Origin of the sequence: Flintibacter hominis, from assembly GCF_014287965.1 — a bacterium.
Lineage (GTDB): Bacteria > Bacillota > Clostridia > Oscillospirales > Oscillospiraceae > Lawsonibacter > Lawsonibacter aceti.
This window is the reverse complement of the sequence record NZ_JACOPO010000002.1, coordinates 135738-159174: the sequence shown is the minus strand read 5'-3', so window position 1 is coordinate 159174 and position 23437 is coordinate 135738. Positions and strand designations below refer to the sequence as shown.

Annotated in this window: 22 protein-coding genes and 1 tRNA gene; 9 read left to right on the top strand and 14 right to left on the bottom strand. The window is 53.8% G+C overall.

Annotation, left to right across the window (positions count from 1 at the left end; all coding sequences use genetic code 11):
• Entirely contained in the window at positions 1 to 2103 is a 2103-nt protein-coding gene (locus tag H8S11_RS04025) for an ABC transporter ATP-binding protein (RefSeq protein ID WP_243200923.1), read from the top strand.
• A 69-nt stretch (positions 2104 to 2172) separates the two neighbouring features.
• Positions 2173 to 3015: a glycosyltransferase family 8 protein gene (locus tag H8S11_RS04020; RefSeq protein ID WP_147573334.1), complete on the top strand. Its 843-nt coding sequence runs from the start codon at positions 2173 to 2175 to the stop codon at positions 3013 to 3015.
• 76 nt (positions 3016 to 3091) lie between these two features.
• On the opposite strand, the gene H8S11_RS04015 is transcribed toward H8S11_RS04020, so the two are convergent.
• The 5 genes from H8S11_RS04015 to H8S11_RS03995 all read right to left on the bottom strand — a co-directional run bounded on the left by H8S11_RS04015 (position 3092) and on the right by H8S11_RS03995 (position 5715).
• A complete protein-coding gene (locus tag H8S11_RS04015) occupies positions 3092 to 3391 on the bottom strand; it encodes a hypothetical protein (protein WP_186852267.1) in 300 nt (99 codons plus the stop codon).
• Positions 3392 to 3476: 85 nt separating this feature from the next.
• Positions 3477 to 3887 (bottom strand): hypothetical protein, encoded by a 411-nt coding sequence (locus tag H8S11_RS04010; RefSeq protein WP_243200922.1) that lies wholly within the window; start codon positions 3885 to 3887, stop codon positions 3477 to 3479.
• 106 nt (positions 3888 to 3993) lie between these two features.
• Positions 3994 to 4407, bottom strand: coding sequence for a hypothetical protein (locus tag H8S11_RS04005; protein WP_186852266.1), 414 nt, complete (start codon positions 4405 to 4407; stop codon positions 3994 to 3996).
• Positions 4397 to 5260, bottom strand: coding sequence for a DUF3021 family protein (locus H8S11_RS04000; RefSeq protein WP_186852265.1), 864 nt, complete (start codon positions 5258 to 5260; stop codon positions 4397 to 4399). Before H8S11_RS04000 ends, H8S11_RS04005 begins: the two co-directional genes overlap by 11 nt.
• Positions 5257 to 5715: a LytTR family DNA-binding domain-containing protein gene (locus tag H8S11_RS03995; protein ID WP_147573338.1), complete on the bottom strand. Its 459-nt coding sequence runs from the start codon at positions 5713 to 5715 to the stop codon at positions 5257 to 5259. The genes H8S11_RS04000 and H8S11_RS03995 overlap by 4 nt, the downstream gene beginning before the upstream one ends.
• Before the next feature lie 174 nt (positions 5716 to 5889).
• Here H8S11_RS03995 and H8S11_RS03990 point away from each other — a divergent pair.
• From H8S11_RS03990 to H8S11_RS03980, 3 genes are all read left to right on the top strand, one after another.
• Positions 5890 to 5966: transfer RNA gene (locus tag H8S11_RS03990), tRNA-Arg, on the top strand.
• A 52-nt stretch (positions 5967 to 6018) separates the two neighbouring features.
• Positions 6019 to 7413, top strand: coding sequence for an asparagine--tRNA ligase (gene asnS / locus H8S11_RS03985; protein ID WP_147573339.1), 1395 nt, complete (start codon positions 6019 to 6021; stop codon positions 7411 to 7413).
• 2 nt (positions 7414 to 7415) lie between these two features.
• Positions 7416 to 7664, top strand: coding sequence for a helix-hairpin-helix domain-containing protein (locus H8S11_RS03980; protein ID WP_147573340.1), 249 nt, complete (start codon positions 7416 to 7418; stop codon positions 7662 to 7664).
• A gap of 32 nt (positions 7665 to 7696) precedes the next feature.
• Here the strand turns inward: H8S11_RS03980 and H8S11_RS03975 are convergent, their stop codons facing one another.
• Positions 7697 to 10060, bottom strand: a complete 2364-nt coding sequence (locus H8S11_RS03975; RefSeq protein ID WP_186852264.1) for a SpoIIE family protein phosphatase — start codon at positions 10058 to 10060, stop codon at positions 7697 to 7699.
• 225 nt (positions 10061 to 10285) lie between these two features.
• Between H8S11_RS03975 and H8S11_RS03970 the strand changes: the two genes are divergently transcribed.
• From H8S11_RS03970 to H8S11_RS03960, 3 genes are all read left to right on the top strand, one after another.
• Positions 10286 to 10633 (top strand): Asp23/Gls24 family envelope stress response protein, encoded by a 348-nt coding sequence (locus H8S11_RS03970; RefSeq protein WP_147573342.1) that lies wholly within the window; start codon positions 10286 to 10288, stop codon positions 10631 to 10633.
• A 27-nt stretch (positions 10634 to 10660) separates the two neighbouring features.
• Positions 10661 to 12349, top strand: a complete 1689-nt coding sequence (locus H8S11_RS03965; RefSeq protein WP_186852263.1) for a DAK2 domain-containing protein — start codon at positions 10661 to 10663, stop codon at positions 12347 to 12349.
• 556 nt (positions 12350 to 12905) lie between these two features.
• Positions 12906 to 13424 (top strand): QueT transporter family protein, encoded by a 519-nt coding sequence (locus H8S11_RS03960; RefSeq protein WP_147573344.1) that lies wholly within the window; start codon positions 12906 to 12908, stop codon positions 13422 to 13424.
• 465 nt (positions 13425 to 13889) lie between these two features.
• On the opposite strand, the gene H8S11_RS03955 is transcribed toward H8S11_RS03960, so the two are convergent.
• From H8S11_RS03955 to H8S11_RS03920, 8 genes are all read right to left on the bottom strand, one after another.
• Complete coding sequence (locus tag H8S11_RS03955) at positions 13890 to 14879, bottom strand: hydroxymethylglutaryl-CoA lyase-like TIM-barrel protein (protein WP_186852262.1); 990 nt, start codon at positions 14877 to 14879, stop codon at positions 13890 to 13892.
• 29 nt (positions 14880 to 14908) lie between these two features.
• Positions 14909 to 15370, bottom strand: a complete 462-nt coding sequence (locus H8S11_RS03950; protein ID WP_186852261.1) for a RidA family protein — start codon at positions 15368 to 15370, stop codon at positions 14909 to 14911.
• 74 nt (positions 15371 to 15444) lie between these two features.
• Complete coding sequence (locus tag H8S11_RS03945) at positions 15445 to 16464, bottom strand: TAXI family TRAP transporter solute-binding subunit (RefSeq protein WP_186852260.1); 1020 nt, start codon at positions 16462 to 16464, stop codon at positions 15445 to 15447.
• Between the two features lie 20 nt (positions 16465 to 16484).
• The gene (locus H8S11_RS03940) at positions 16485 to 18395 is read right to left on the bottom strand and encodes a TRAP transporter permease (RefSeq protein ID WP_186852259.1); all 1911 of its coding nucleotides are present in this window, start codon (positions 18393 to 18395) and stop codon (positions 16485 to 16487) included.
• A gap of 2 nt (positions 18396 to 18397) precedes the next feature.
• On the bottom strand, positions 18398 to 18910 hold the full coding sequence (locus H8S11_RS03935) for a LeuD/DmdB family oxidoreductase small subunit (RefSeq protein ID WP_186852258.1): 513 nt from the start codon (positions 18908 to 18910) through the stop codon (positions 18398 to 18400).
• Positions 18897 to 20168, bottom strand: coding sequence for an aconitase/3-isopropylmalate dehydratase large subunit family protein (locus tag H8S11_RS03930; RefSeq protein WP_186852257.1), 1272 nt, complete (start codon positions 20166 to 20168; stop codon positions 18897 to 18899). The genes H8S11_RS03935 and H8S11_RS03930 overlap by 14 nt, the downstream gene beginning before the upstream one ends.
• A gap of 18 nt (positions 20169 to 20186) precedes the next feature.
• Complete coding sequence (locus H8S11_RS03925; RefSeq protein WP_186852256.1) at positions 20187 to 21167, bottom strand: threonine ammonia-lyase; 981 nt, start codon at positions 21165 to 21167, stop codon at positions 20187 to 20189.
• The gene (locus tag H8S11_RS03920; RefSeq protein ID WP_186852255.1) at positions 21157 to 22317 is read right to left on the bottom strand and encodes a pyridoxal-phosphate-dependent aminotransferase family protein; all 1161 of its coding nucleotides are present in this window, start codon (positions 22315 to 22317) and stop codon (positions 21157 to 21159) included. The genes H8S11_RS03925 and H8S11_RS03920 overlap by 11 nt, the downstream gene beginning before the upstream one ends.
• A gap of 289 nt (positions 22318 to 22606) precedes the next feature.
• Here H8S11_RS03920 and H8S11_RS03915 point away from each other — a divergent pair, with 289 nt between their 5' ends.
• Positions 22607 to 23323, top strand: coding sequence for a GntR family transcriptional regulator (locus H8S11_RS03915; protein ID WP_186852254.1), 717 nt, complete (start codon positions 22607 to 22609; stop codon positions 23321 to 23323).
• Positions 23324 to 23437 lie beyond the last annotated feature (114 nt).

Sequence of the window (23437 nt, the reverse complement as noted above, 5' to 3'; positions counted from 1 at the left end):
ATGGCCAAGACGATCCGCCGCCTTGTAGGATATCTGACCAAGAGCAAGCTGCCGCTGGTCGCTGTGTTCCTGTTTTTGATGCTGTCTGTGTTTACCAACCTGGGCGGCTCCTATATGATGCGGGATATCATCAACAGCTTCATCTGGTCGGGCTGTACCGACTTTGCCGGGCTGGCCCTGTCTGTGGGCAAGCTGGTAGGCGTCTATCTGATCGGCTGTGTGGCCACCTACTGCCAGTCCGCCGTCATGGTCCGGCTGGCCCAGAGGGGCGTCAACCGGCTGAGAAAAGACCTGTTTGACAGCCTTCAGTCCCTTCCCCTCAGCTACTTTGACAAGCATCCCCACGGTGAGCTGATGAGCCGCTTTACCAATGACGCGGATAACGTACAGATGGCTCTAGAGCAGAGCGTAGTTTCTCTGTGCTCTAGCTGCCTGATGTTTGTGGGTCTGGTGGCCATGATGCTGTTCATCAACTGGAAGCTCTTTCTGGTTACCGCCCTGCTGCTGATAGTGACTGTGTATCTCTTTAGGACACTGGGCGGACGGAGCCGGAAATATTACCAGCAACAGCAATCTGCCCTGGGTGATGTCAATGGCGAGATCCAAGAGATCATTGAGGGGCTGAAGGTGGTCAAGGCCTTCACCCACGAGGAACAGGCCAAGGAGGACTTCCGCAAGCTGAACACCGCCTACCGGGACGCGGCGCAAAAGGCCAACTTCTACTCCATCATGATCATGCCGGTTTCGGGCAACCTAATGAACATCAGCTATGCCCTCACTGCCGCCTTCGGCGGCCTGTTGTCCGTCCTTCAGGGCTTTGACCTGGGTGGCCTGGTGGTGTATCTGAACTACTCCAAGCAGGTTGGCCAGCCCCTGAATCAGATCTCCCAGCAGATGACCACCCTGCTGTCCGCCTTGGCTGGCGCTGAACGCATCTTCGATGTGATGGACACCAAGCCCGAGGTGGACGAGGGCACCGTCACCCTGATCGAGGTGGAGAAGGATGCCAATGGCACCCTGTCCCCCTTCAATGGAAAGGGACACTCCCACACCTGGGCGTGGAAGACGCCCAGGACCAGCGGCATGGCGCTTGTCCCCGTGCTGGCGGAGGGCGACGTGCTCACCGAGCTGGGCCAGGCCGTTCGAGAGAAGACTGGGCTCAAGCTGCTGCTCCCCGGCGAGGACTCCCCGGATGGCATCTGGGTGCGGGTAGCGGCTGACGGCACCCTCATCGAAGTACAGGATCTGGCCTCTCTGGCCGGCCACGGCTGGGCCTGGAAATACCCGGACCACAACCACAATGCCTCCCTCCATCTTATCCGGGGGGCGGTCCGAAATGTCCCTGGGGAGGACTACTATCTCACTGAGCTGAAGGGCGCCGTCCGGTTCAGCCATGTGGACTTCTCCTATGTCCCCGGCAAGCGCATCCTGCATGATGTGTCCGTCTACGCCAACCCAGGCCAGAAGATCGCCTTCGTAGGCTCCACCGGCGCGGGAAAGACCACCATCACCAACCTCATTAACCGCTTCTATGAGATTGAGGGTGGTATGATCACCTATGACGGTATCAATGTACGTTCCATCCGAAAGGACGATTTGCGCCGGTCCCTGGGGGCGGTGCTTCAGGACACCCATTTGTTCACCGGCACCATTATGGACAACATTCGATACGGGCGGCTGGACGCCACCGACGAGGAGTGCATTGCCGCGGCAAAGAGTGCCAATGCCCACTCCTTTATCCGCCGTCTGCCGGACGGATACAACACTATGGTCACTGGGGACGGGGCCAACCTGTCCCAGGGCCAGCGGCAGCTGCTGGCCATCGCTAGGGCGGCGGTGGCGGACCCGCCGGTGATGATCCTGGATGAGGCCACCTCCTCCATCGATACCCGGACCGAGGCCCTGATCCAGAAGGGCATGGACGCCCTGATGGACGGACGGACTGTGTTTGTCATCGCCCATCGGCTGTCCACGGTCCGCAACTCCAACTGCATCGTGGTTATCGAACACGGCGAGATCGAGGAAAAGGGCAGTCATGATCAACTGCTGGAAAAGCGGGGCCGGTACTACCGCCTGTATACCGGGCAGTTCCAGCTTTCCTGACCGGAGGGAAGCCCTGCCCGGGGTTAGCCTGGGCAGGGCTTCAACAGACAGAGATAGGAGGACAGAGCGATGGAAACCACCCGGATGGATCTTCTTGTGACCCTGGACGAGCATTACCTGCCCCAGCTTAGGGTGATGCTGACATCCCTGCGTCTAAGTCATCCCGGCGTCCAGTGCAGGGTCTATCTACTCCATCGGAGCATCCCGGAGGAGCGGCTGGCCGCGCTGGAGAGCGGCCTTGCCGGATGGGGCTACCAGTTGGTGCTTATCCGAGTAGATGAGGCTGTTTTTCAGGATGCTCCGGTGACAGACCGGTATCCCCAGGAGATGTACTACCGCCTGCTGGCCGCCCGCTTTCTGCCGGAGGAGCTGAAACGGGTGCTGTATCTGGACCCGGACACCCTGGTGATCAACTCTCTGCTCCCTCTGTGGGAGCTGGAGCTAGACGGCCATCTGTTTGCCGCTGCGGCCCATACGGGCAAGACGGAGATTGCCAACAATGTCAACCGCTTCCGGCTGGGGACGGAGGGAGACTATTACAATTCCGGCGTACTGTTAATGGATTTAGAGCGGTGCAGAAACGAGATTCACACGGAGGAGCTGTTCGATTACGTGTCTAACCACGGGGACGAGCTGATCCTGCCGGATCAGGATATTCTCAACGCGCTCTATGGCGGCCGGGTGCTGGCTGTGGACGATTTTATATGGAACTATGACGCCAGAAATTTCAGCAACTACTTGGTGCGGAGTATGGGAGAGGCGGACCTGGACTGGGTCATGGCCCATACCGCCGTCCTGCACTTCTGCGGCAGGGAGAAGCCCTGGAAAAAGAACTACCGCCGCCGGTTCCGGGTGCTGTACCGCCACTATATGAACTTGGCGGACAAATACCTGCCGGAAGCCGGCACATGAGTTGAAAGGGCCCTGTCCACATGGACAGGGCCCTTTTTTCTTACAGATTTGAATGGGTCTCCGTTTGACGTTTTTTTCACTCCGACCACTGGGCCACGGAAAAGAGCGCCCCTGCCCCCAGGCCAAACAAGGCGGGCAGGGAGAACAGCATTCCATAAAAGTAGTCGGGGAAGGCGAGAAAGGAACCGTCATCCAGCCAGTAGGTGTTGGGCAGAGGAAGACAGTCTACTGCCCCCAGAAAGCAGACCATCCCTGCCAGCATGACCAGGACAGCGGGCCCCCGCTTGGCCCAGCGGGGCAGACGGCTCCGGGAGAGGAAGAACTGGATGATCCCTGCCGGCAGGGGCGTTAAGACGAAAAAGGCCAGGGCTTCCACAAGGCACCTCCGTTTTTCAATGTATAGGGATAAAAACAGTCAGGCTGCCGGGAAGACCCAAAGCGGCCAGATGGGAAACAAAACATTATATAGACGGATCTCTTTTTTCATGCTTGTCCCTCCCCCGGCCCAGCTTCCCAACACCCCATACAATCCAGGCCAGAATATAGCCTGCCGCTGGTGCCGCGCACCAATATAGAAACAGGACCCATCCCAGGACGGCCCATCCTGCGCTGCCCACAAAGACAAGTCCGGGGACCAGAAGCAACATCAGCGGGGCGAACAGCCGCCAGTGTGGCTTTGCCAGACGGCACAACAGCAGTTGGAGAAAAAACATGGGGATGCTGTGGAAGTACAGGAGCAGACCCTGGTGCCAGGGCGGGATGTTCAGAGGCAGGTCCCAAAAGGCGGAGAGAAAGATCACCAGATAGGCTGCCAGGGACATCAGAAACAAAGTCAACAGAATTTTATCTGTTTTACCCATGATAGGCTTCATCTCAACCGCTCCTTTCTTGTCCGCGATTCTATCACGCATCGGAAAAGGATCATAAGCCGGACACCGGCAGAGGCCAGCGGAACAGCCGCAAAGGAAACAAGAGGCTCTATTTCGGTTTGCCCAGCTTCCCTCCCAAAAAGAGGGACAGCGCCAACAGGGAGCAGTATATCCCGTACAATAGGTGCTCTAGCGTATCAAAGGAAATAAAACCGCCTCCGCTGGGATAGAATTGAATATAAGGCCCCACACCTATCGACAGGAGCAGGGCATAGCCGAGCAGCAGGGCCACACTGACCCGCGCAAGCCAGATCCCCAGAGTGTCCCGCCCGGCTCTGGCTGACAGCCGCCGTGTCAGGAAGCCAAACAGGAATAAAAGCGGGAATAGGCCGAGAAGAAGCCACATCATTACGGTATCACAGGACCCAGACACACTGTAATGGATATACCCATCCTGATATTCCGCTGAAATGTTCTCTACAAATCCCAGCATTTCCATGGGCCAATACCATTTAATCTCCATGGTCAGCCCCCTCACTGGGCGTTCGATTCTTTCTTGGGAACGCCCGACGGTACAGCCAGCCCATCACGTTGCCAGCCAGGGCGGGGAGGGCGATCATAAAGCAGTGAAACAGGGCGGAGCTGTTATATATCAGATATACCATGGGCAGATAGAACAGGAAACAGGCCAGGGGATATAGGGGGCATACTCCCTGCCGCTTTCCCAGGGACAGGCCGGATAGATAACCTACTACCGGCAGGATCAGATAAGGCAGAAGCAAACCGGACAGTACGGGAACATCTACCACAAAGGTCCTGTCCACCCACCTCAGCGCCGCCGGCAGCAGGTTGCACACCAACAGCAAGAAGGGCAGATAAGGCAGGGTTTCCCGCCACTTCAGGGGAGAGGGACCGGCAGCCAGCCCCAACAATTCCCGAAGCTGGATCACCTCCATATACCAGCCGATCCAGCGGCCCAGCCAGATCAGGAAATAGAGCAGGGTCAGCAGAGCCACCCACAGCAGCAAGTCCCAGCCGAAATCCAACCACCGGCAGCCTGTCAGTAACAGGGAGAAACAGAGGACAGTGGCCCCCCAATGGACCAGGGAGAGCAGGATCAGCTTTTTTCCCTCGTTTGCAAATGGCAGGGTGGCTAAGGAGACCACGGCCCCGAAGAGACCGCCTAACAGGAGCTGGACTACTAAGGCCAGTGCCGCCGAGCCGTAAAACTGGACCGCGGCGGGGGACACTGGGATAGACTGTCCATTGGATACTCCAAAGGAGAGGAGCAGCCAGGCCAGCAGGGTGGTCAGAATAGCGCCTAATAGGGCGCCGGCGGCCAGACGGATGGACCAGATTTTACGGATATCCCTCATGTTTTATCCCCACCTCTCAGGTTCAAGGTATCCTTGATCTTTTTCACATACCGCCGGGATACATAGGCGTGGACCGCCCCTTCCAGAGTCATTCGGATGGTCCCGGCCAGGGACAGGTCGATGGCAGTCACCCGGTCCAGATTGATGATCTCACTGTTGGAGATGCGGACAAAGCGGGTGGTGTCCAGCCGCTCCTCCAGCTCGTACAGCCGCAGATGGACCGCGTAGATCTGGTTTTCGGTCTGGGCGGATACGCCCTTGCCATCGGCAAAGAAGCGGAGAAATTCCTCCTGCCGGACCGGCAGGGCCCGCTCCCCGCGCCACACGGTGATGGGGCCCAGAGAGAGGCCGGACAGATGCGCTCGAAGCCGCTCCAGGGACGGGCTGTCCTCCCCGGCCAGGATGACCACCTTGGGTTCCTGCCGGCCAGGCTCCAGCTTCAGTTCTACCTCCATGACCGTTCCACCTCCCTATGTTTTTCTGTCCCCAGTATATCCGTTTTGACCCCGAAGGTCCAGAGATTTGGGACAGGTGGTCGTTTTTCCGGGATAAATGGTTTTACATTCCCCGTTGACAACCTCCTGACAGTGCGATAAAATACAAAAGATACCATGGAGAGTCCACCATACGCCCCTGTACCTCACCGGGATAGAGGGTCCGCCTCCTAAGCGGAATGTAGTGCGTTCGAGTCGCGCCAGGGGTGCCACTCCGGCGGACATCTCCATGGCATCGACTTTTTATACATGGAGATGAATGAAATGGAACGCGTCACCGTCGCCGCCATCTTTGCCGACCAGGAAAAGCTGGGCGGCCAGACCGTCACCGTATGCGGCTGGGCCCGGACCATCCGGGACATGAAAACCTTTGGGTTTATCGAGCTGAATGATGGCTCCTGCTTCAAGAACCTGCAGGTCGTCATGGACGCCAATGTCCTGGACAACTATAAAGAGATTGCCGGTCAAAACGTGGGCGCCGCGCTGATCGTCCGCGGACAGGTGGTGCTGACCCCCGAAGCCAAGCAGCCCTTGGAGGTGAAGGCCGCTTCTATCCAGGTGGAGGGTGTTTCCGCCCCCGATTATCCCCTGCAGAAGAAGCGCCACAGTGTAGAGTTCCTGCGGACCATCCAGCACCTGCGGCCCCGGACCAACCTGTTCTCCGCCGCCTTCCGGGTGCGCTCCGCCACCGCCCACGCTATCCACTGCTTCTTCCAGGACCGGGGCTTTGTCTATGTCCACACCCCCATCATCACCGCCAGCGACTGTGAAGGGGCGGGCGAGATGTTCCAGGTGACTACCCTGGACCTGGAGAACGTGCCCAGGAACGAGGACGGCACTGTGGACTACACCCAAGATTTCTTCGGCAAGCGGGCCAATTTGACCGTATCCGGTCAGCTCAACTGTGAGAACTTTGCCATGGCCTTCGGCAACGTGTACACCTTTGGCCCTACCTTCCGGGCGGAGAATTCCAACACGCAGCGGCACGCCGCCGAATTCTGGATGATCGAGCCGGAGATGGCCTTTGCCGACCTGAACGACTATATGGACAACGCCGAGGCCATGATTAAGTATGTCATCCGATATGTCATGTCTCACTGCCCGGACGAGATCGACTTCTTCAACTCCTTTGTGGACAAGGGCCTGAAGGAGCGGCTGGAGCACGTAGCCAACTCCGAGTTCGGTCGGGTCTCCTACACCGAGGCGGTGGAGATTTTGAAGAAGGTCAACGACCAGTTCGACTTCAAAGTGGAGTGGGGCACCGACCTGCAGACGGAGCACGAACGATACCTCACCGAGCAGGTGTTCAAGCGCCCCGTCTTTGTCACCGACTACCCCAAGGAGATCAAGGCCTTCTATATGCGCCAGAACGATGACGGCAAGACCGTGGCCGCCGCCGACTGTCTGGTGCCAGGCATCGGCGAGCTCATCGGCGGCTCCCAGCGTGAGGAACGGCTGGAACTGCTGGAGGGCCGCATCAGGGAGCTGGGCATGGACCCCAAGGACTACTGGTGGTACTGTGACCTGCGGCGCTACGGCTCCTGCCGGCACGCCGGGTATGGCATGGGCTTCGAGCGGATGGTGATGTACCTCACCGGTATCAACAACATCCGCGATGTGGAGCTTCACCCCCGTACTGTGGGCAATGCAGAGTTCTGACAATGAAGTCGGAGCTGGAGCGGATCCCTGGAGTGGGGCCGAATATGGCCCGCCACTTGGCGGATATTGGCTATACCACTTTGAATTCCCTGCGAGGCGAGGACCCGGAGCACATTTATCAAAAGGACTGCTTGTTCCAGGGCTGTCAGGTGGACCGGTGTGCCCTGTATGTCTACCGGCTGGCGGTGTACTATGCCGAACATGGGAGCTGTCCGGCGGATAGGCTAAACTGGTGGGACTGGAAGGATTAAAACATGGCGGACGCTACAGCGTCCGCCATGTTTCATTTTAACGATGACTTCATCTGGCCTGCTGCCCGCTTTTCAATGCGGATGACCAGAGCCGTTCGGTCATCGGTGACTTCTTTGGGGCTGTCGGTAATGAGTTCACGGGCCAGGTCCTTGGGGCTGGCCCCGTCAAACTGGGCTAGCTTGTCCTTGACCCACTGGTCTTCCCCGGCGCCGCAGATACCGTCGCTCACCATAAGCACTGTGTCCCCTGGCGCCAGCTTCAGGGTGAACTGGTCCAGCGCCCCCTGCTCTCCCTCGGCCAGCCCGGCGGGGAGGGAGGTGCCGGACAGCCTCTGGACCGCAGAGCCCTTTTTTACATAGCTGGGAGCGGCCCCCAGCTTGAACAGCTGGCCCTCGCCGGAGAACAGGTCCACCTGGAGCAGGTCTACCGTAGTAAAGCCGCCGGTTTCCTCTCCGCGGAGCGCCAAGGCGGAGGAGAGGGTGGACAGGGCGTGACGTGGTTCTACCCCGGCCTGGAGGAACTGCTCCAGCAGACGAACCGCCAAGGAGCTCTCCCGGTTGGCGTCAGGGCCGCTGCCCATGCCGTCGCACAGGAGGACATACAGCTTGCCGTCGGACCGCTTGAAATAGGTTCCGGAGTCGCCGCTCACCGTCTCGCCGCTCTTTTTCTGGGCGGCCACTCCGGCCAGAGCCATCAGCGGCTCCTGCTGGAGAAGGGAGATGGAGTCCTCTCCGGGCTGGTCCACCCGGAGGGGGACACCCAGCAGGTCAGACAGGTCGGACAGACGGCTGGGCCGTGCCAGGGCGGAGCAGCCGGGACCCTCTGCCTCCACCCGGAGCAGGCCCCTGCTGTCCCGGTATACCGCGGTCCGGATGTCCAGTCCCAGCTCCGCCACCCGCTGGCGCAGCTTCCGGTCTCCCAGCAGGTCGGGAATGAGCTCCCGGCTCAGTTCTGCAGAGGCAGCCCCCAGCAGATCAGCCAGTTGGGCATACTGCCGGCCCACTGCCGCCCGGCTCTCCTTGACCCGAGCGTTGTACTGGCGGCGGTAGAACAGGGCGGTAAGTTCCTCGTTTACGGTGGATAGAAAGGCGGAGAAATGGATGCATCGGTGGGAGAAATGGCTGGGAAAGTCACTCCCCTCCGCGCGGCCCCGCTCCACCATGGCGGGGGTGGCGTCATTGAGAGCGTTGAAGGTGGTAGTGTAATTCTGCTGCCAGCAGTTGTTCCGGAGAGAGCAGGAGCGGCATACCCTGCTGGCGGTTCGGTCAAAGACGGTGGCTACGTCATTGTCGTTCTCCGGGGGACGGAAGGCGGAGCGCAGGGAGTCGCACAGGGTACGGAAGGCCTTGGCTGTGGCCTCCAACTGATGCTGGACCAGGGCTTGGGCCCGCAGGTCCACAGGGCCGGCCATCTGGGGAGCCAGCCACACACCCAGCTTGCGCATGGGCCGCTGGGGCAGCAGGAGAAAGGCCACCGAGGCCACAAATACCTCGTACAGAATGGACAGAGGCAGCTCCCGCTCCCAGGTCCATAACACTGCGCCACCATTGACCAGTACATAGACCATGGCGGCCCACAGCCGTGCCTTGCCCCGGCACAGGCCAGCCATCATGCCGGACAGACCGTAGGCCATGGTGTACATGGGGATGCCTGCTCCGGCCAAGTCCATGGCCATGCCCAGAGACACCCCGGCGATGGCTCCGGTGGCCAGACCGCCCTGCCAGGCGGCGGTTATCACCGCCAACACAGCAAGGATGCGGCCTAGAGAGATATCCTTATAGATGTAGAGGGGGACCAGCGCCATCAGCGCGGTGGCCAATAAAACCAACAGGCCGGCCCGGCGGGTAGGGGAGAGGAGCCTGTCCTCCCGGTGGACACGCATAGGGACCAGGACCGCCCGGTAGCACCAGACGGCCGCTGCAGTCAGGCAGACCTCCAGAGAGAAATAGATGGCGTCAACTGTCTTCCATCCCTGTTGGGACAGATAGATAAAACCCGCCGCCCCGTTGATGGAGGCGGTGAGCAGCGGCATGGTCCAGGAGCGACGGATCGCCTTCAGATCGTAGAAGGCGAAGGCCACAGCAAAGGTGAGAATGGAGGCGGAGGCGTACCGCAGCCCGTCCGCAAAGCCCATCTGGCACAGATATCCGAAGCAGGCTCCCAGCAGAGCCGCCCCTCCGCACAGTCCGGAGCCCGCCGCCCCGACCAGGGCCACCCCGAAGGGGGAATACCCCTCAAAGATGACCGCCCCGGCCAGCACCGCCGCCAGCAGCAGATGGATACCCGCCTCCGCCCATAAGGTGAGGGCGGAGGCGGACAGCTGGATCTGACCGGTCTGTTTGGACTGCTGCCGAAGTTTGTTGAGCTTTCCGTGTATGCTTTCTCTGGCCGTCATGCCTGTTTCCTCCTATGTATACGGCCCCAGAGGGCCTGTCCTAACCTGATGTGCCCCATTATATTCCAATTTCTGGAAAAGATGCGTCGAATGGTGTAAGGGTGGGCCGGTAGAGGAAGGGAAAAGAGGACAGAAGTTGGGACTTGTATTTTTGCGGAAAATCGAATACAATAGAAACTGTATTAATATGGATTCCTATCCTGCGCGAAAGGAAGGTAGAGATCTATGAAACTGCAGAACGAGCTGGGCGAGATCCGCATCAGCAGCGATGTTTTTACCGCCATCACAGGAAGCGCCGCCACCAACTGTTACGGCGTGAAGGGGATGGCTGTCCGCTCTAAGACAGACGGTCTGGTCCATCTGCTGAAGCGGGAGTCTATGGCCAAGGGCGTGAAGGTCTATTATAACGAAGATGGAACTGTGTCCATCGAACTGCACATCATTGTGGAAAACGGGGTCAACCTGATGGCTGTCTGCCGCTCCATTATGAGCGAGGTCCGCTATGTGGTCAGCCAGACCACGGGAGTAGAGGTCGCCTCGGTGGATGTGTGTGTGGATTCCATGCGCTTTTAACCATTCATAGAAAGGAAAATAGCCACTATGGTACACAATATTGACGCGGCGGCTTTCCAACGAATGGTGATTCATGGAGCCGCTGCCATCAGCGCGCAGAAACAGCCCATCAATGATCTAAATGTATTTCCTGTCCCGGACGGCGACACAGGCACCAATATGTCCCTGACCATCGGCGCGGCCGCTGCGGAGATGAAAAAGAACCGCTATCAGGCTGTGGGTCAGGCCGCCCAGGGGACCGCTTCGGCCCTGCTGCGGGGGGCCCGGGGCAACTCCGGCGTCATCCTGTCTCTGTTGTTCCGCGGCTTTGCCAAGGCGATCAAGGAGAAGGAAACCATGGACGGCCGGGATCTGGCTATCGCTCTGGATTTCGGCGTGGCCGCCGCCTATAAGGCGGTTATGAAGCCCGCCGAGGGCACCATCCTCACGGTGTCCCGTCTGGCCGCCGCCCGGGCCGCCGGCTGTGCCCGGGAGAACAATGACGTCGAGGCCGTGCTGGAGGCTGCCATTCAGGAGGGACATGTGGCTCTGGCCGACACGGTCAACCTGAATCCCGTGCTGAAGAAAGCCGGGGTAGTGGACGCCGGCGGAAAGGGCTTTCTGGTCATCCTTCAGGGCATGCTGGATGAGCTCCGGGGACTACCCATGCCTGAGGTGATGGAGGAGAAGGAGGGCTCCGGGGATAAGGCCGACTTTGAGGCCCTGTCCGTGGAGGATATCACCTTTGCCTTCGACACCGTGTATATCATCCGCAAGGACCGGGAGGATGTGGACCTGGAGCCTCTGCGCCGCTATTTGAATTCCATTGGCGACAGTCTGGTCATTGGTGAGGACGACACCGCCTTTAAGGTTCATGTCCACACCAACATACCCGGCCAGGCCCTGACCGAGTCCCAAAAATACGGGACGCTGGAGCTGGCCAAGATCGAGAATATGCGTACTCAGGCGGAGGATCTGGCCGCCGGCAAGCACGTCCAGAGCACTGACGATCTGGAGAATGTGGAGCGGGAGCTGGAGGCCGGCGGGACTGAGGGCCCGGCCAAGGCGGCGCCAGAAAAAAAGTTTGGCTATGTGGCTGTCTGCGCCGGCGCTGGACTGGAGGCTGTATTCCGTGACTTGGGCGTGGACGGACTAGTAGGTGGAGGACAGACCATGAACCCCTCCACAGAGGACATTCTGAAGGAGATCGAGCGCACACCGGCTGAAATCGTCTATGTCCTGCCCAACAATAAAAACATCATTATGGCGGCCGAGCAGTGTGTGTCCCTGTGCGAGGATAAAAAGGTGGTAGTCCTGCCCACCAAGACTATCCCCCAGGGCATCTCCGCTATGCTGTGCGCCGAACCGGACGCCAGCGAGGAGGACAATACTGCCGCCATGACCGACGGCTTTAGCCGGGTCCGGACCAGTGAGATTACCTACGCGGCGCGGGACTCCGACTTTGGCGGCTTTGCCATCAAGCAGGGGGACTATCTGGCCCTGGAGGAGCACCAGCTCTTTGGCACGGACCGGGACTTGGAATCCATGCTGGACCGGCTGGCCCACTCGGAGGGACACCAGGAGGCAGAGTTTATCTCTATCTTCTATGGAGAGGACGTTACAGAGGAGCAGGCCCAGCGGGCGGAGGAGATCTTCGCGGCGGCCTGCCCCAAGGCGGAGGTCAGCCTGCTGCCCGGCGGCCAGCCCGTCTACTACTATATGATATCTGCGGAATAAGGACAAAACAGAGCAGGCCCTCTCCAGATATGGAGAGGGCCTGCTCTGTTTTGCGGTCAGGGACAGGGCGTTCCGTTTTCCTTCTGTCCTGTGGAAGGCTGATTTCAGAATAGCCAAGCGGGCAGTTGCCCGATATGGTGGCTGCCGATTAAACTAAGATTTGAGATTATTGCTGAACTATGAAATTGGAAATAATATCTGCTGCCTTTTCCGCGTTGGAAAAGAGAGCAGCGGGGTACCCTCCGGCTGGGAAAAGATATACAGAAGCTTGGGAAAGCATAGAGGCCATTTTTCTATATTCTTCCTCCGGCTTATGAAATAGCGGACGCTTTTCCTCTATGATTCACCAGCACGGAAAGGACAGAGATCCCTCTGGACAAACAGCGCGGACTGTGGTAAGATATTGCTCGACGAGTTCCTTCCAAACCTCGTCCAAGCATAGAAGCGCCGGGTCTCCGACCACGAGGGAGCGGAGCGTGGCAGGGGAAGATCCCTGGCTCTATGTTCGTTCAGCGGTTCCGCCGCTGTTCTCTAAACAAAAAATGGAGGTTTTTTCATGTCCAAATTTACCATCAAAGACCTGACTCTGGCGGCGCTGATCGCCGCCGTCTACGCCGTGCTCACCGTGGCTCTGCCTGTCCCTGCATTCAGCGGAGTCCAATTCCGGGTGGCCGAGGCCATGACGGTCCTGCCCTTCCTGTTCCCGGCCGCCACGCCGGGGCTGTTCGTGGGTTGCGTCATCGCCAATCTGTTTTCCCCCTATCCCCTGGATGTGGTGTGCGGCTCCGCCGCCACCCTCATCGCTTGCCTGCTCACCCAGCGGATGCCAAACCGGTGGCTGGCCTCCCTTCCCCCAGTGGTGTGCAACATGGTTATCGTGGGGGCGGAGATCGCCTGGTTCGAGGCCGGCTTCGGCCCGGGTTTTGGAGCAGCCTACGCCTTCAACGCCCTCACCGTAGGGTTGGGCGAGCTGGCCGCCTGCCTTATCCTGGGGCAGTTGCTGCTTTCCGCCCTGCCCAGGGTGCCGGCCCTCCGTCCTTTTATCCCGGAGCGGCGCCTGACTACGACCCGCTGAAGCAAAAGCTCCCGTCCAGAACCGCTGGACGGGAGCTTTTTGTATTCCGCCCCCCCGGCTATGCCGGGGGGGTCCTATTGTTGTATTATAATATCTTTCGGATATCAGGTAGTGCCATAAGAACTTTTTAAGGAAGAAGAAAAGAAGGTATCCCTTTGTATAATAAAGGGGGCGGGCTATTACGGTATAAAAGTACAATGTATGACAACAAAGAAAAATGCAGAAGCGATAGCAGAACATAACAAGCATTAATTTGTTTAGGACTGTATCACAGATTTATGATGCTGTTAAACTGTTCATAATACATAGATAAAACTAGATGACTACATACCATTCAATCTATACGTTAGGCATAGATTGAATGGTGTGCAAGTTGCTGAACTTCCGGTATTCACATCTTGTAGTGCGGCACTCTCAAATAAAAGATATAGAGCGGTAGCGATGCGATTTGGCAGCGGAAACAGCTTAAGCTAATTTTGTGGCGACCTCACGCATCAGTGTCTCGCTAGGATTCTTTCGGTTGAGTTTGGAGGTCTCAACTATCAACTGATACAAATCTACCCCAGCATCTGCGGCTACGGCGGTAAAGGTCTTCACGAAGGCTGAGTGACAACCGCTATAGCCTAAAATCAGATCTTTAGGCAGCAATGAGGGCTTATAACCCTGTTGTGTCATAGCAGGAATTAACTCTTGATCTAGAAAGTGTAGTAGACCATAGAAGTCAAGTTCGTCGCACTGGCCCTCTGTCTGCATGAGAGCAGTGGCCAACTCAGTTGGCATATTGCCGGCGCTACGAGCCATGCCCAGTAGGCCGCAATCCAGGATATCGGCACCACTGCGGTAGGCCGCTAAAGCGTTAGCAGAGCACATGCCCATATTAGCGTGACAATGGAAACCGATAGGCACTTTGACGGCGTTTTTCATAGCTTCCACAGATAGGCTAACCTGATTGGGAAACATACAGCCTGCAGAATCCATCAGAGTAATCTCATCAACACCAGCATCCTCCAGAAGACGGGCTTCCTCCGCTAGTTTATTAGGAGAGAGAATATATGCCTTCATTTGAGAGAAATATGCCTTCATTCCGTGCCCTTTGATATCTTTAATTTGCTTCAGATATAGGTGGGCATCACCTGCATCGCTACCACAACGTAGAAAGCCTAAGTTATAATGGGCGGCTAATTCAATGTTAGCCGCTTCGTAGCGCTTTGCGTTCAGAAACATACCAATTTCAGCCTTTTTAAGGAAAGGCTGGGCTAGTTTTAAATACTCTTCATCACTTAAAGGGGCCGGGAACCCTTTGTTGGAGGCACCGATTCCCTTGGCATTACCAAACTCAATGATTGGGTAGTGGTTTGTAGTCAGGCCCTTCAACATCAGTTGAGTTAATTCCGCTGAAAAGCCGTTGCCGACTACATTTGCCCCATCACGCAGGGTACAATCCATAATTTTCATAGCTGGGATCTCCTCTCAATAGAAACGATCTATATTGCGACTTGAGCAATCAGTTCGATCTCACATGCAGAATCTCCAGGCAGTTCAGTCACACCGAAGGATGTCCTAGCATGTAGCCCTAATTCACCAAATATCTGATACAGCAGATGTGAGGCTGCTTCTATCACTGCTCCCTGTTTGGTAAAACCATGTGCGCTGTTTACATAGCCCGTCAAACGCACAATACGCTTTACGTTGTCTAAACCACCGCCGAAGTCGTTAATGAGTGCCAAACAATTTCGTACGCAGATCTTTGCGGCTTCCTGCCCTTCCTCTAGGGTGAGATCACTGCCCACTTTTCCAATATAAAGTAACTTACCTTCTATTTTGGCCGTCTGACCAGAAGTAAAAACCAATTCTCCGACCTTTACCACAGGGGAGAAGGTGCCGCCGGGTTGCCTAGCGGTCGGAATCTCAATGCCTAACTTTTTGCATCTTGCTAAAATATCCATAGCGGTACCTCGTTGTCAATAAATTGTGCGGGAGCGAATCGTCTTATAATTCGCTCCCACAGGTAAGAGCCGATTTACAACACTCCGGCCTCTTTATAGTACTTTTCTGCACCGGGATGAAGGGGCGCAATACAGGCATCAGATATGTTTTCGGGAGACAAGTCACTAAAGAAACTGTGGGCCTTTACCAGTTCTTCCTTACCTTCCATAATGGACTTCACGATGCTGTAAGCAGTATCCTCATCCATGCTGGCATTACAGTATACAGTTGTCCAAAGTCCAACTGTGATAGCGTCTTCGCTTTGACCAGAGTAAGTTTCAGCAGGAATTGTCATCTGGGAATACTCAGGAGCGCCCTGTACGACAGTGTTGATTTGATCGGGAGTCAAGCTCAACAGAGTCCAGTCAGAACCATCACCATAGATGTCGGCAATCCAAGATGCGCCTAAACCGGTAGCGTCCAGAATGGCGTCTACCTGACCAGTTTTCAGACGGGAAGAGGCTTGCACACGACTGCCGCTATATTCCAAAGTCACATCGTCCAGAGAAAGGCCTAACATAGGCAGTAGCTTCATTGTGGCTAGCTCGACACCGTCACCAGGAGCCAAGCATTCAAATTTGGCACCAGCCAGATCAGTCACATTAGAGGCTCCCAGAGACTTTTTGACCAGAATATGAATGGGGGTAGCATTGAAGTTGAACAGGGTTCGGATATCCTCTGTGGCCATGCCTTCGTAACTGTCAGTACCGTTGATTCCGGAGGCCACGGCGCTGGCTTGGGACATACCCAGATCCAGCTCGCCATCATTGACAGCGCCTACATTATACACACTTCCGCCAGTTGCCTGTGCGGTGACAGACAGGCCTGTAGCATCCATGATTACAGAGGCAGCAGCGGCACCCATAGTAAAGAAATTACCGCCAAGACTTGCAGTTCCCAGACTAAGGGTCTTTCCGCTGGGATCTGGTTGCGAAGTTTGGCTGCCGACAGAGGAATTACCTTGGGATCCAGATGAGGGAGTGGTAGGATTGCCGCAGGCAGATAAGCTTAAAGACATTGCAACAGCCAGGCATAATGAGAGTAGCTTTTTCATGTTTATTTCCTCCATTTATATTAATTTTTTGGGGACACTAATTCCTTTTTCCTCAAAATAGAGACCACAACAACTATTGCTGATACCACTAAGCCAATCAAGGAAACCAGCACATCAGGCCAGATGAGTAGCAGCGCAATAATGGCAAAAGCAACACGTACATATGGGGCCACAGGCTTTATAAGCGCACCCTCAACAGCGGCACACAGGAACAGCAGTCCAAGACCTGTAACAAAGAAACTGAAAACTGTAGCCATAATATCGATATCCCCTGTAAGTAGTAATTCCGGGGAATAAATAAAGATGAACGGTACTATGAATCCAGCTACAGCTAGTCGCATAGATAAGAAGCCAATTTTGTTGGGGTTACCTCCAGACAGTCCGGCGGCGGTATAAGCACCAGTGGCTACAGGAGGAGTGATGGTGGACATGCAGCCGTAATAGAAAACAAACAAATGTGCATACAAGTCGCTGATACCTACTAAAGTCAAAGCCGGAGCGGCGCTTATACTAGCCAGGACATAGGCTGCAGAAGTGGGCAATCCCATACCCAAAATCATAGCGACCAGCATAGTCATCACGAGCGTCAGAAGTTTGACGCCCCCTGTGACCTGGAAAATAATGCGGGCGATGGTCATGGTGATACCGGTAAGAGAAAATGTGCCTACCACGATACCTACTACTGCGGTGGCAGTCCCTAGAGTCATGGCAGTTTTGGCAGAATTGTACATAATACGTACAATCTTGTCCAAATTCAGTCTGGTTTCCTTGCGCAACATGGATAGCACCAATGCAGTGACAATGCCGCCCCAAAACGCAGAAAAAGTAGGTGTATAATTCATAACCAACAGAACAACGATACCAACCATGGGTAGAAGGAGATAGGAACGTTTCAGTAAATTTCCCCAATTCTGCTTTGCTTCCCCACTACTGCCCAGGCCCAGACGAACCGCTCGGAAGTGAACAGTGCAAAACACGCTGACATAATACAGAAGGGCTGGTAGAATTGCAGCTACGGCTAATTTGATATAGGGGATTCCCAGTGTGTCAGCCAGCATGAAGGCGGTTGCCCCCATAACTGGAGGGAGAATCTGTCCACCGGCAGAGGCGGCACACTCCACAGCGCCGGCAAAGTTAGCGTCATATCCTACGCGCTTCATCAGAGGAATAGTGAAGGCTCCGGTGGTAGCTACATTAGCAGAAGTTTCGCCACTGACCATACCCATTAAGGAACTGGAAATAACAGCCACTTTTGCTGGACCGCCTCTGGCATTGCCGGCAATTGCATTGGCGAGGTCGTAGAAATAGTCGGAGATACCTACCTCCTGAAGTAGTGAGCCAAAAATGACAAAAATCACAATAGTTTCGGCAGAAACACCTAGAGCAAAACCAAAGATGCCTTCGCCTCCAAGTACAAGATGGTTAATGATCCGATTCAGCGTATAACCACTGGTTGCCAGAATGCCGGTAAGGTACTGGCCAAAAAATGCATAGGCCAGAACGATAAGGGATAAAATAGACAGACCGGGGCTGACTACCCGGCGGGCACCCTCATACATCAGGATCATGGTAAGTATACCCAGAACTACATCAACGTCGGCACAGCGCCCGCCCATTTTGATGAGTGCATCATAACGAAGGAACATTCCAATAAACACTGCTGCTGTGAAGATGACAAGGAGAGCGTCCATGATTCCAATATGATCACGTCTGCTTTGATGGAAAAACGGAGTTAGCAGGAAAATCATGATTAGTGCAAAGCCCAGATGTACAATGCGGACTTTGTGAGGAACCATGTAGATGATTTGTGCAGCGACCAGGATTTGAAAGAGCATCCACATAATACCTGCGGCTAAAGCGAACTTTTGAGAGGGACCGTCTAAGACTTTACGCAAACTTTGCCGACTGATTTTTTTCTGTTTTTCTTCCACGATCAACACCCTTCCTTTTGTCCACGTTGTTGTCTAACAAACTTGAGAAGCCCTCCGCTTAGGATAATATTCTCAAGCTCTTTACGAAAGCCGGGGCACCGGACAGACAGCTTATTACTTAAATCCTCTACCAGAATACCATTATCGTCCATGGTTATGCGGAGCAGATCCTTTTCACGGATACTACTGGTGTCCATTTCCACAATAAGTATACCGTTGTTGATAGCGTTACGATAATAGCTCCTTGCAAAGGACTTAGCTAATATGACAGGTATATTATTGCCCTTGACTACTTGAGCAGCCACTTCCATAGCAGAACCGCAACCAAAATTTTCCCCCGCTACCAAAATTGTAGTGCCGTTTAATTCATGGAAAAAACCAGGACGGATATCCTCCATGATATACTGCTTTAAAATATTTACATCCAAAGTGTCGCGTTTTCGACGGGAGGAAATAATATAATCGGTGTTGATGTCGTCCCCAAAGCAAAAAGCTGGGCCCTCAAACTGTACCATGATGCATCAACTCCTTTGGATCAGTGAATTTTCCTGTGAGGGCTGAAGCGGCTGCCACTAAGGGAGAACCCAAATAGATGTTGGCTTCGGTGTTGCCCATGCGGCCCAAGAAGTTCCGGTTAGCAGTAGATAAAACAGTAAAACCATTTCTGGGAACACCGGGGCTGCTGCCGCAACAGGGGCCACAGCTAGGCGTCAAAATCATAGCACCCCGCGACAGTAGTTCAGTGGCAATTCCTTCTTCCAGCATAGCCATATATATATTACGGGAGGCGGGTATAACCAAAGTTTCTGTCTGGAACTTTCGACCTGGGGTCTGTTTAAGCAGTTCATAAATAGTACGGAAGTCCTCCAGCCGACCGTTTGTACATGTGCCCAACAATACCATGTCCACTTTCAGGCCCTCTAGCTCGGACAGCTCTTTGCAGTTGGACACCCCGTGTGGACAGGCGATGATATGTTGAATCTTGGAAAGATTCACAGTGTAGTGCTCACAGTAGACTGCATCTGAATCAGAGGCAACTGCGCCATTAGAAGGCAGTCCCCTCTCACAGCAGTAAGCCATTGCTACTGCGTCAAAAGGCATCACACTACACTTTGCACAACACTCTGCCATCATGTTGCAGATAGTGCGCCTATCATTCATGGACAAGTGGACAAGACCTTCACCCCCATATTCCACAGCTTTATAGTTGCCACCATTAACACCTAACATCCGGATAAGCCACAGGGCTACTTCCTTCCCGCCAATTCCCGGATTTGGTTTGCCAATGAAATCAATCTTGATCGTTTCAGGTACCTTAAACCATAATTCGCCGCTTTGAAATACCATAGCCATATCAGACGAACCGATTCCGATGCCAAGGCAGTTCAGGTAACCATAGGTGGTGCTATGGGAGTCGCCGCCCACGATGAGACGACCAGGCTGAACATAGCCTTGTTCATCAAAGACCTGGTGAGCAATGCCCTCACCAGCTTGGAATATAGAAATACCATATTGTGTAGAAAAGTCGAAGACAGTCTGCTGTAACTCTGCTACTTTGCTATCTGGGCAGGGGACATAGTGATCTAAAATAAAAGCAATGCGTTCTGGATAGGGAACCTGAGTGGCGTCCATGTCGTGAAAAATTTCAATCGTCAGAGGGCCAGAGGCATCGTTGGACATGGCTGCATCGACCTGAGCTATGATTACATCGCCGGCCTTTGCATCCGATTTTGACTTTATAGAAAAAATCTTTTCAGCAATGGTCTTTCCCATAAATTTAGACTCCTTTGCTCAGCGGTGGATAACACGATCTAGCAGAGACAGGTCATTGTTGCCGCCAGTGAGGATAAAACAAACTTTATCAGTAGAATTAACGGATAATTGTCCGTCCATAGCAGCTGCCAATCCCATTACAGAAGAGGGTTCCGCCACCAGTTTTGCTTCCGTTATACATAAGGCCATGGCCGCAAGAATGCGGTCTTCACTAGCATTGAACAGTCCGTCCACCCGTTTGCGGATGATCTCGAGGTTCCCGGCGTCAGCGTGGTTACAACGGGTGCCATCAGCAATGGTGTACTGAGTCTCAATGGTGAGAGCTTTGCCATCTGCTAGGCTTTTTGCATAACGGGGGGCACTTGCTGGCTCAACGCCAAATACTCGGATAGAAGGTTTTAGTTCCTTGGCAGCGGTAGAGACGCCAGAAATCAGTCCACCACCACCTACAGGAGAGACAATGACATCCATATCCGGCTCATCCTCCAGTACCTCCAGCGCAATAGTGCCCTGACCAGCCAGGACGTAGAAATCGGCATGAGAGTGGATGAGTGTATAGCCCTTTTCCTCAACTAGTTGCCGAGCGAGGGCTACACGCTCACCGGTCTGAGTTCCTTTGAATCGTATCTCCGCCCCCAGTTTCTGGATACCGGCCAACTTGGCTGGATTGGGACCCTCGGGCATAACTACGGTGGCTTTTATGCCCATCTTCCTGGCAGCGTAAGCTACGGCCTTAGCATGGTTGCCCGAGGAGGCGGTGACCACACCATTCCGTCTCTCGTCATCTGTAAGGAGAGTCATGCGGCTGGTAGCACCCCGGACCTTGAAAGAGCCGGTAAGCTGGAACATCTCAGGCTTTAAGTAGACTTTACAACCAATAAACTCATCTAACGTGGGGACGCGAAGCAGAGGAGTGTGGATTATATAAGGGCGAATACGTTTATAGGCATCCTGGACATCTTTTAATTCCAGCATGATGTACCTCCTACTACTTGTCACTGTAAGCTAGGAAGGCTTGTAGACCTTTGCCGACAGTCTGATTCCAGCCTAGAGTTGCCATTGCACTCTCTAAAGCAGCAATGCACTGAATCATATCCTCAATATAACAATAGCCCATGTGTGCGATGCGGATAGTTTGGTTGGCATAATCCCCCAGACCTTTACCAATCTGTAGATGGTACTCGCTCTGCATGTAAGATGTAAGCTTGGCGATATCAACACCTTCGGGGGGCGTGGCGACAGTTAAGGAATCACTACGGAAGTTGCAGGTTTCAGGGAACAGCTTGAAACCCATGGCCTGAAGAGCCGCTCGAGTGCGGCAGGCTAAGTCATGGTGGCGGGCAAAAACATTCTCTACCCCTTCCTCATGGATCATCTTAACGGCTTCATGGACCGCTAATACTAAGCTAACAGGAGTCGAACCAGGAGTCTGACCGTTTTTCTCAATGCTCTTTTTGATGCTTTTGAAGTCAATATAGAAGTCACGGGATTCTATGGTAGCACAGGCATTCTCAGCTTTTTCGCTTAAGACGCAGAAACTCATACCCGCAGGGGACATCAGACCTTTCTGGGAGGCTGTAACCACAGCGTCTACCCCCCATTCATCAAATTTAAAAGGGGTGCAGCCGGCAGCACTGACAAAGTCCACGATAAGCATAAGGTCATATTTTCGGGCCAGTTTTCCGATTTCCCAAATCGGGTTGACCAAGCCATTGGAGGTATCGTTATGTACCACTGTGATGGCAGTAGCCTTCTCATCTTGAATCAGTTTTTCGAGGTATTCTAGATTCACAGTATCAGTCCAGCTTTCATAGCAGCGGACATTGGGGATACCATTGCGATCCATCATTGTAGCAGCCATTGTACCGAAGCTGCCGTTACATATAGCGATAGCTTTGTCATTAGGGGTAAGGATATTGTTGACCACGCCTTCCATGGCCCCCCGACCAGTAGTATGTATTGGATAGACTGGCCGCACGGTTCCAAAAAGAGGCTTCATAAGTTCCAAGGTTTCCGTTAAAATGTCAGAAAATACTTTGGTGCGGTGATGGTAGCAAGCACTGATAGATGCGAGTGCAACACGGTTTGGAATATTGACAGGCCCTGGAGTAAAAAGTTTATTGGGCCGCACTAAAAAAGCTTGATTCATAAGATTTCCTCCTCTAACAAGTTTGTCCATAGATTGCATGCTATTATTTAGATAATAGAATGCAATTTTTAATTATAAAATATCATTATATGTATTGTGTGTCAAGGGTTTTATTTAATATAGACTTAATATACATTTTTTGTGGGATAATTTTGTGCAGTATATATGATTTCGCTTGTAAGCTCTAATGATTGTTATTCGAACGAGTCTGTGGTATAATATGGGATAATAATTGCAATTTTAACTTTTCCTCTATAATAAAAACATCAGATGATAGGAGTATCTCTTCATGTCCGTTGGGCAAAAAGCTAGTGAAGTAGAAAAAATTTTTGTTGAGCTACAGCAACAGATAATACGGGGAGATTTACCACCGGGATATCGACTGGTGGAATCGCAAATTGCTGCGCAATTTGGTGTAAGCCGTACACCGGCCAGATTAGCGATTGAACGTCTAGCTACGGCCGGTTTGGTAGCGCATGAAACGAACCGCGGCGCTACCGTTCATCAGTTGAGTTTTGATGAACTGCGGGAATTGCTCCATATCAGGAAGATCAATGAGGGACTCACGGCCAGCATGGCTGCACAAAAGCGGAGTTCTGAGGATATCATGTTGCTGAAAAATACTGTAGCTCAAATGCAAAGAGCTCTTGAAGGGGAGGATGTCACTCTTTATTCATCTCTAAGTAGTAAGTTGCATACGCAGATTATGGAGATTGCTGGCAATCGTTTTTTGACTGATTTTGTGATGCGCATCTATATGATAACCTCCCCGTATCATATGGCTATTACTTCCCTTCCTGGACGATCAGAACAGTCGTTCCAGGAGCACTGTACTGTAGTAGATGCTATTATTGTTGGAGATAGTGATACTGCTTACCAAGCCATGGTTCAACACATTGGTATTATTGCTAATTTTTTTGATACAGAATACAGTCAAATTTACTATCGCTATTTAGATATTAAAGCTCAGAAAAAGGCCCAACTACGTGGAAAAAATGAGAGCTAAGTACTATAAAAAATGATTTCGCATACCATAGTTTATATTTGGTCCAATTCCTGCTGTTGTGGGTGACCTTGACAATCCGTTACTACCAGCGCCAGTACTTTAGAACAAGATAGT

Excerpts from the sequence above, each read along its gene's own strand:
- H8S11_RS04025 (WP_243200923.1), top strand. The coding sequence starts at position 1 with ATGGCCAAGACGATCCGCCGCCTTGTAGGATATCTGACCAAGAGCAAG.
- H8S11_RS04020 (WP_147573334.1), top strand. The coding sequence starts at position 2,173 with ATGGAAACCACCCGGATGGATCTTCTTGTGACCCTGGACGAGCATTAC.
- H8S11_RS04010 (WP_243200922.1), bottom strand. The coding sequence starts at position 3,887 with ATGAAGCCTATCATGGGTAAAACAGATAAAATTCTGTTGACTTTGTTT.
- H8S11_RS04005 (WP_186852266.1), bottom strand. The coding sequence starts at position 4,407 with ATGGAGATTAAATGGTATTGGCCCATGGAAATGCTGGGATTTGTAGAG.
- H8S11_RS04000 (WP_186852265.1), bottom strand. The coding sequence starts at position 5,260 with ATGAGGGATATCCGTAAAATCTGGTCCATCCGTCTGGCCGCCGGCGCC.
- H8S11_RS03995 (WP_147573338.1), bottom strand. The coding sequence starts at position 5,715 with ATGGAGGTAGAACTGAAGCTGGAGCCTGGCCGGCAGGAACCCAAGGTG.
- asnS (WP_147573339.1), top strand. The coding sequence starts at position 6,019 with ATGGAACGCGTCACCGTCGCCGCCATCTTTGCCGACCAGGAAAAGCTG.
- H8S11_RS03980 (WP_147573340.1), top strand. The coding sequence starts at position 7,416 with ATGAAGTCGGAGCTGGAGCGGATCCCTGGAGTGGGGCCGAATATGGCC.
- H8S11_RS03975 (WP_186852264.1), bottom strand. The coding sequence starts at position 10,060 with ATGACGGCCAGAGAAAGCATACACGGAAAGCTCAACAAACTTCGGCAG.
- H8S11_RS03970 (WP_147573342.1), top strand. The coding sequence starts at position 10,286 with ATGAAACTGCAGAACGAGCTGGGCGAGATCCGCATCAGCAGCGATGTT.
- H8S11_RS03965 (WP_186852263.1), top strand. The coding sequence starts at position 10,661 with ATGGTACACAATATTGACGCGGCGGCTTTCCAACGAATGGTGATTCAT.
- H8S11_RS03960 (WP_147573344.1), top strand. The coding sequence starts at position 12,906 with ATGTCCAAATTTACCATCAAAGACCTGACTCTGGCGGCGCTGATCGCC.
- H8S11_RS03955 (WP_186852262.1), bottom strand. The coding sequence starts at position 14,879 with ATGAAAATTATGGATTGTACCCTGCGTGATGGGGCAAATGTAGTCGGC.
- H8S11_RS03950 (WP_186852261.1), bottom strand. The coding sequence starts at position 15,370 with ATGGATATTTTAGCAAGATGCAAAAAGTTAGGCATTGAGATTCCGACC.
- H8S11_RS03945 (WP_186852260.1), bottom strand. The coding sequence starts at position 16,464 with ATGAAAAAGCTACTCTCATTATGCCTGGCTGTTGCAATGTCTTTAAGC.
- H8S11_RS03935 (WP_186852258.1), bottom strand. The coding sequence starts at position 18,910 with ATGGTACAGTTTGAGGGCCCAGCTTTTTGCTTTGGGGACGACATCAAC.
- H8S11_RS03930 (WP_186852257.1), bottom strand. The coding sequence starts at position 20,168 with ATGGGAAAGACCATTGCTGAAAAGATTTTTTCTATAAAGTCAAAATCG.
- H8S11_RS03920 (WP_186852255.1), bottom strand. The coding sequence starts at position 22,317 with ATGAATCAAGCTTTTTTAGTGCGGCCCAATAAACTTTTTACTCCAGGG.
- H8S11_RS03915 (WP_186852254.1), top strand. The coding sequence starts at position 22,607 with ATGTCCGTTGGGCAAAAAGCTAGTGAAGTAGAAAAAATTTTTGTTGAG.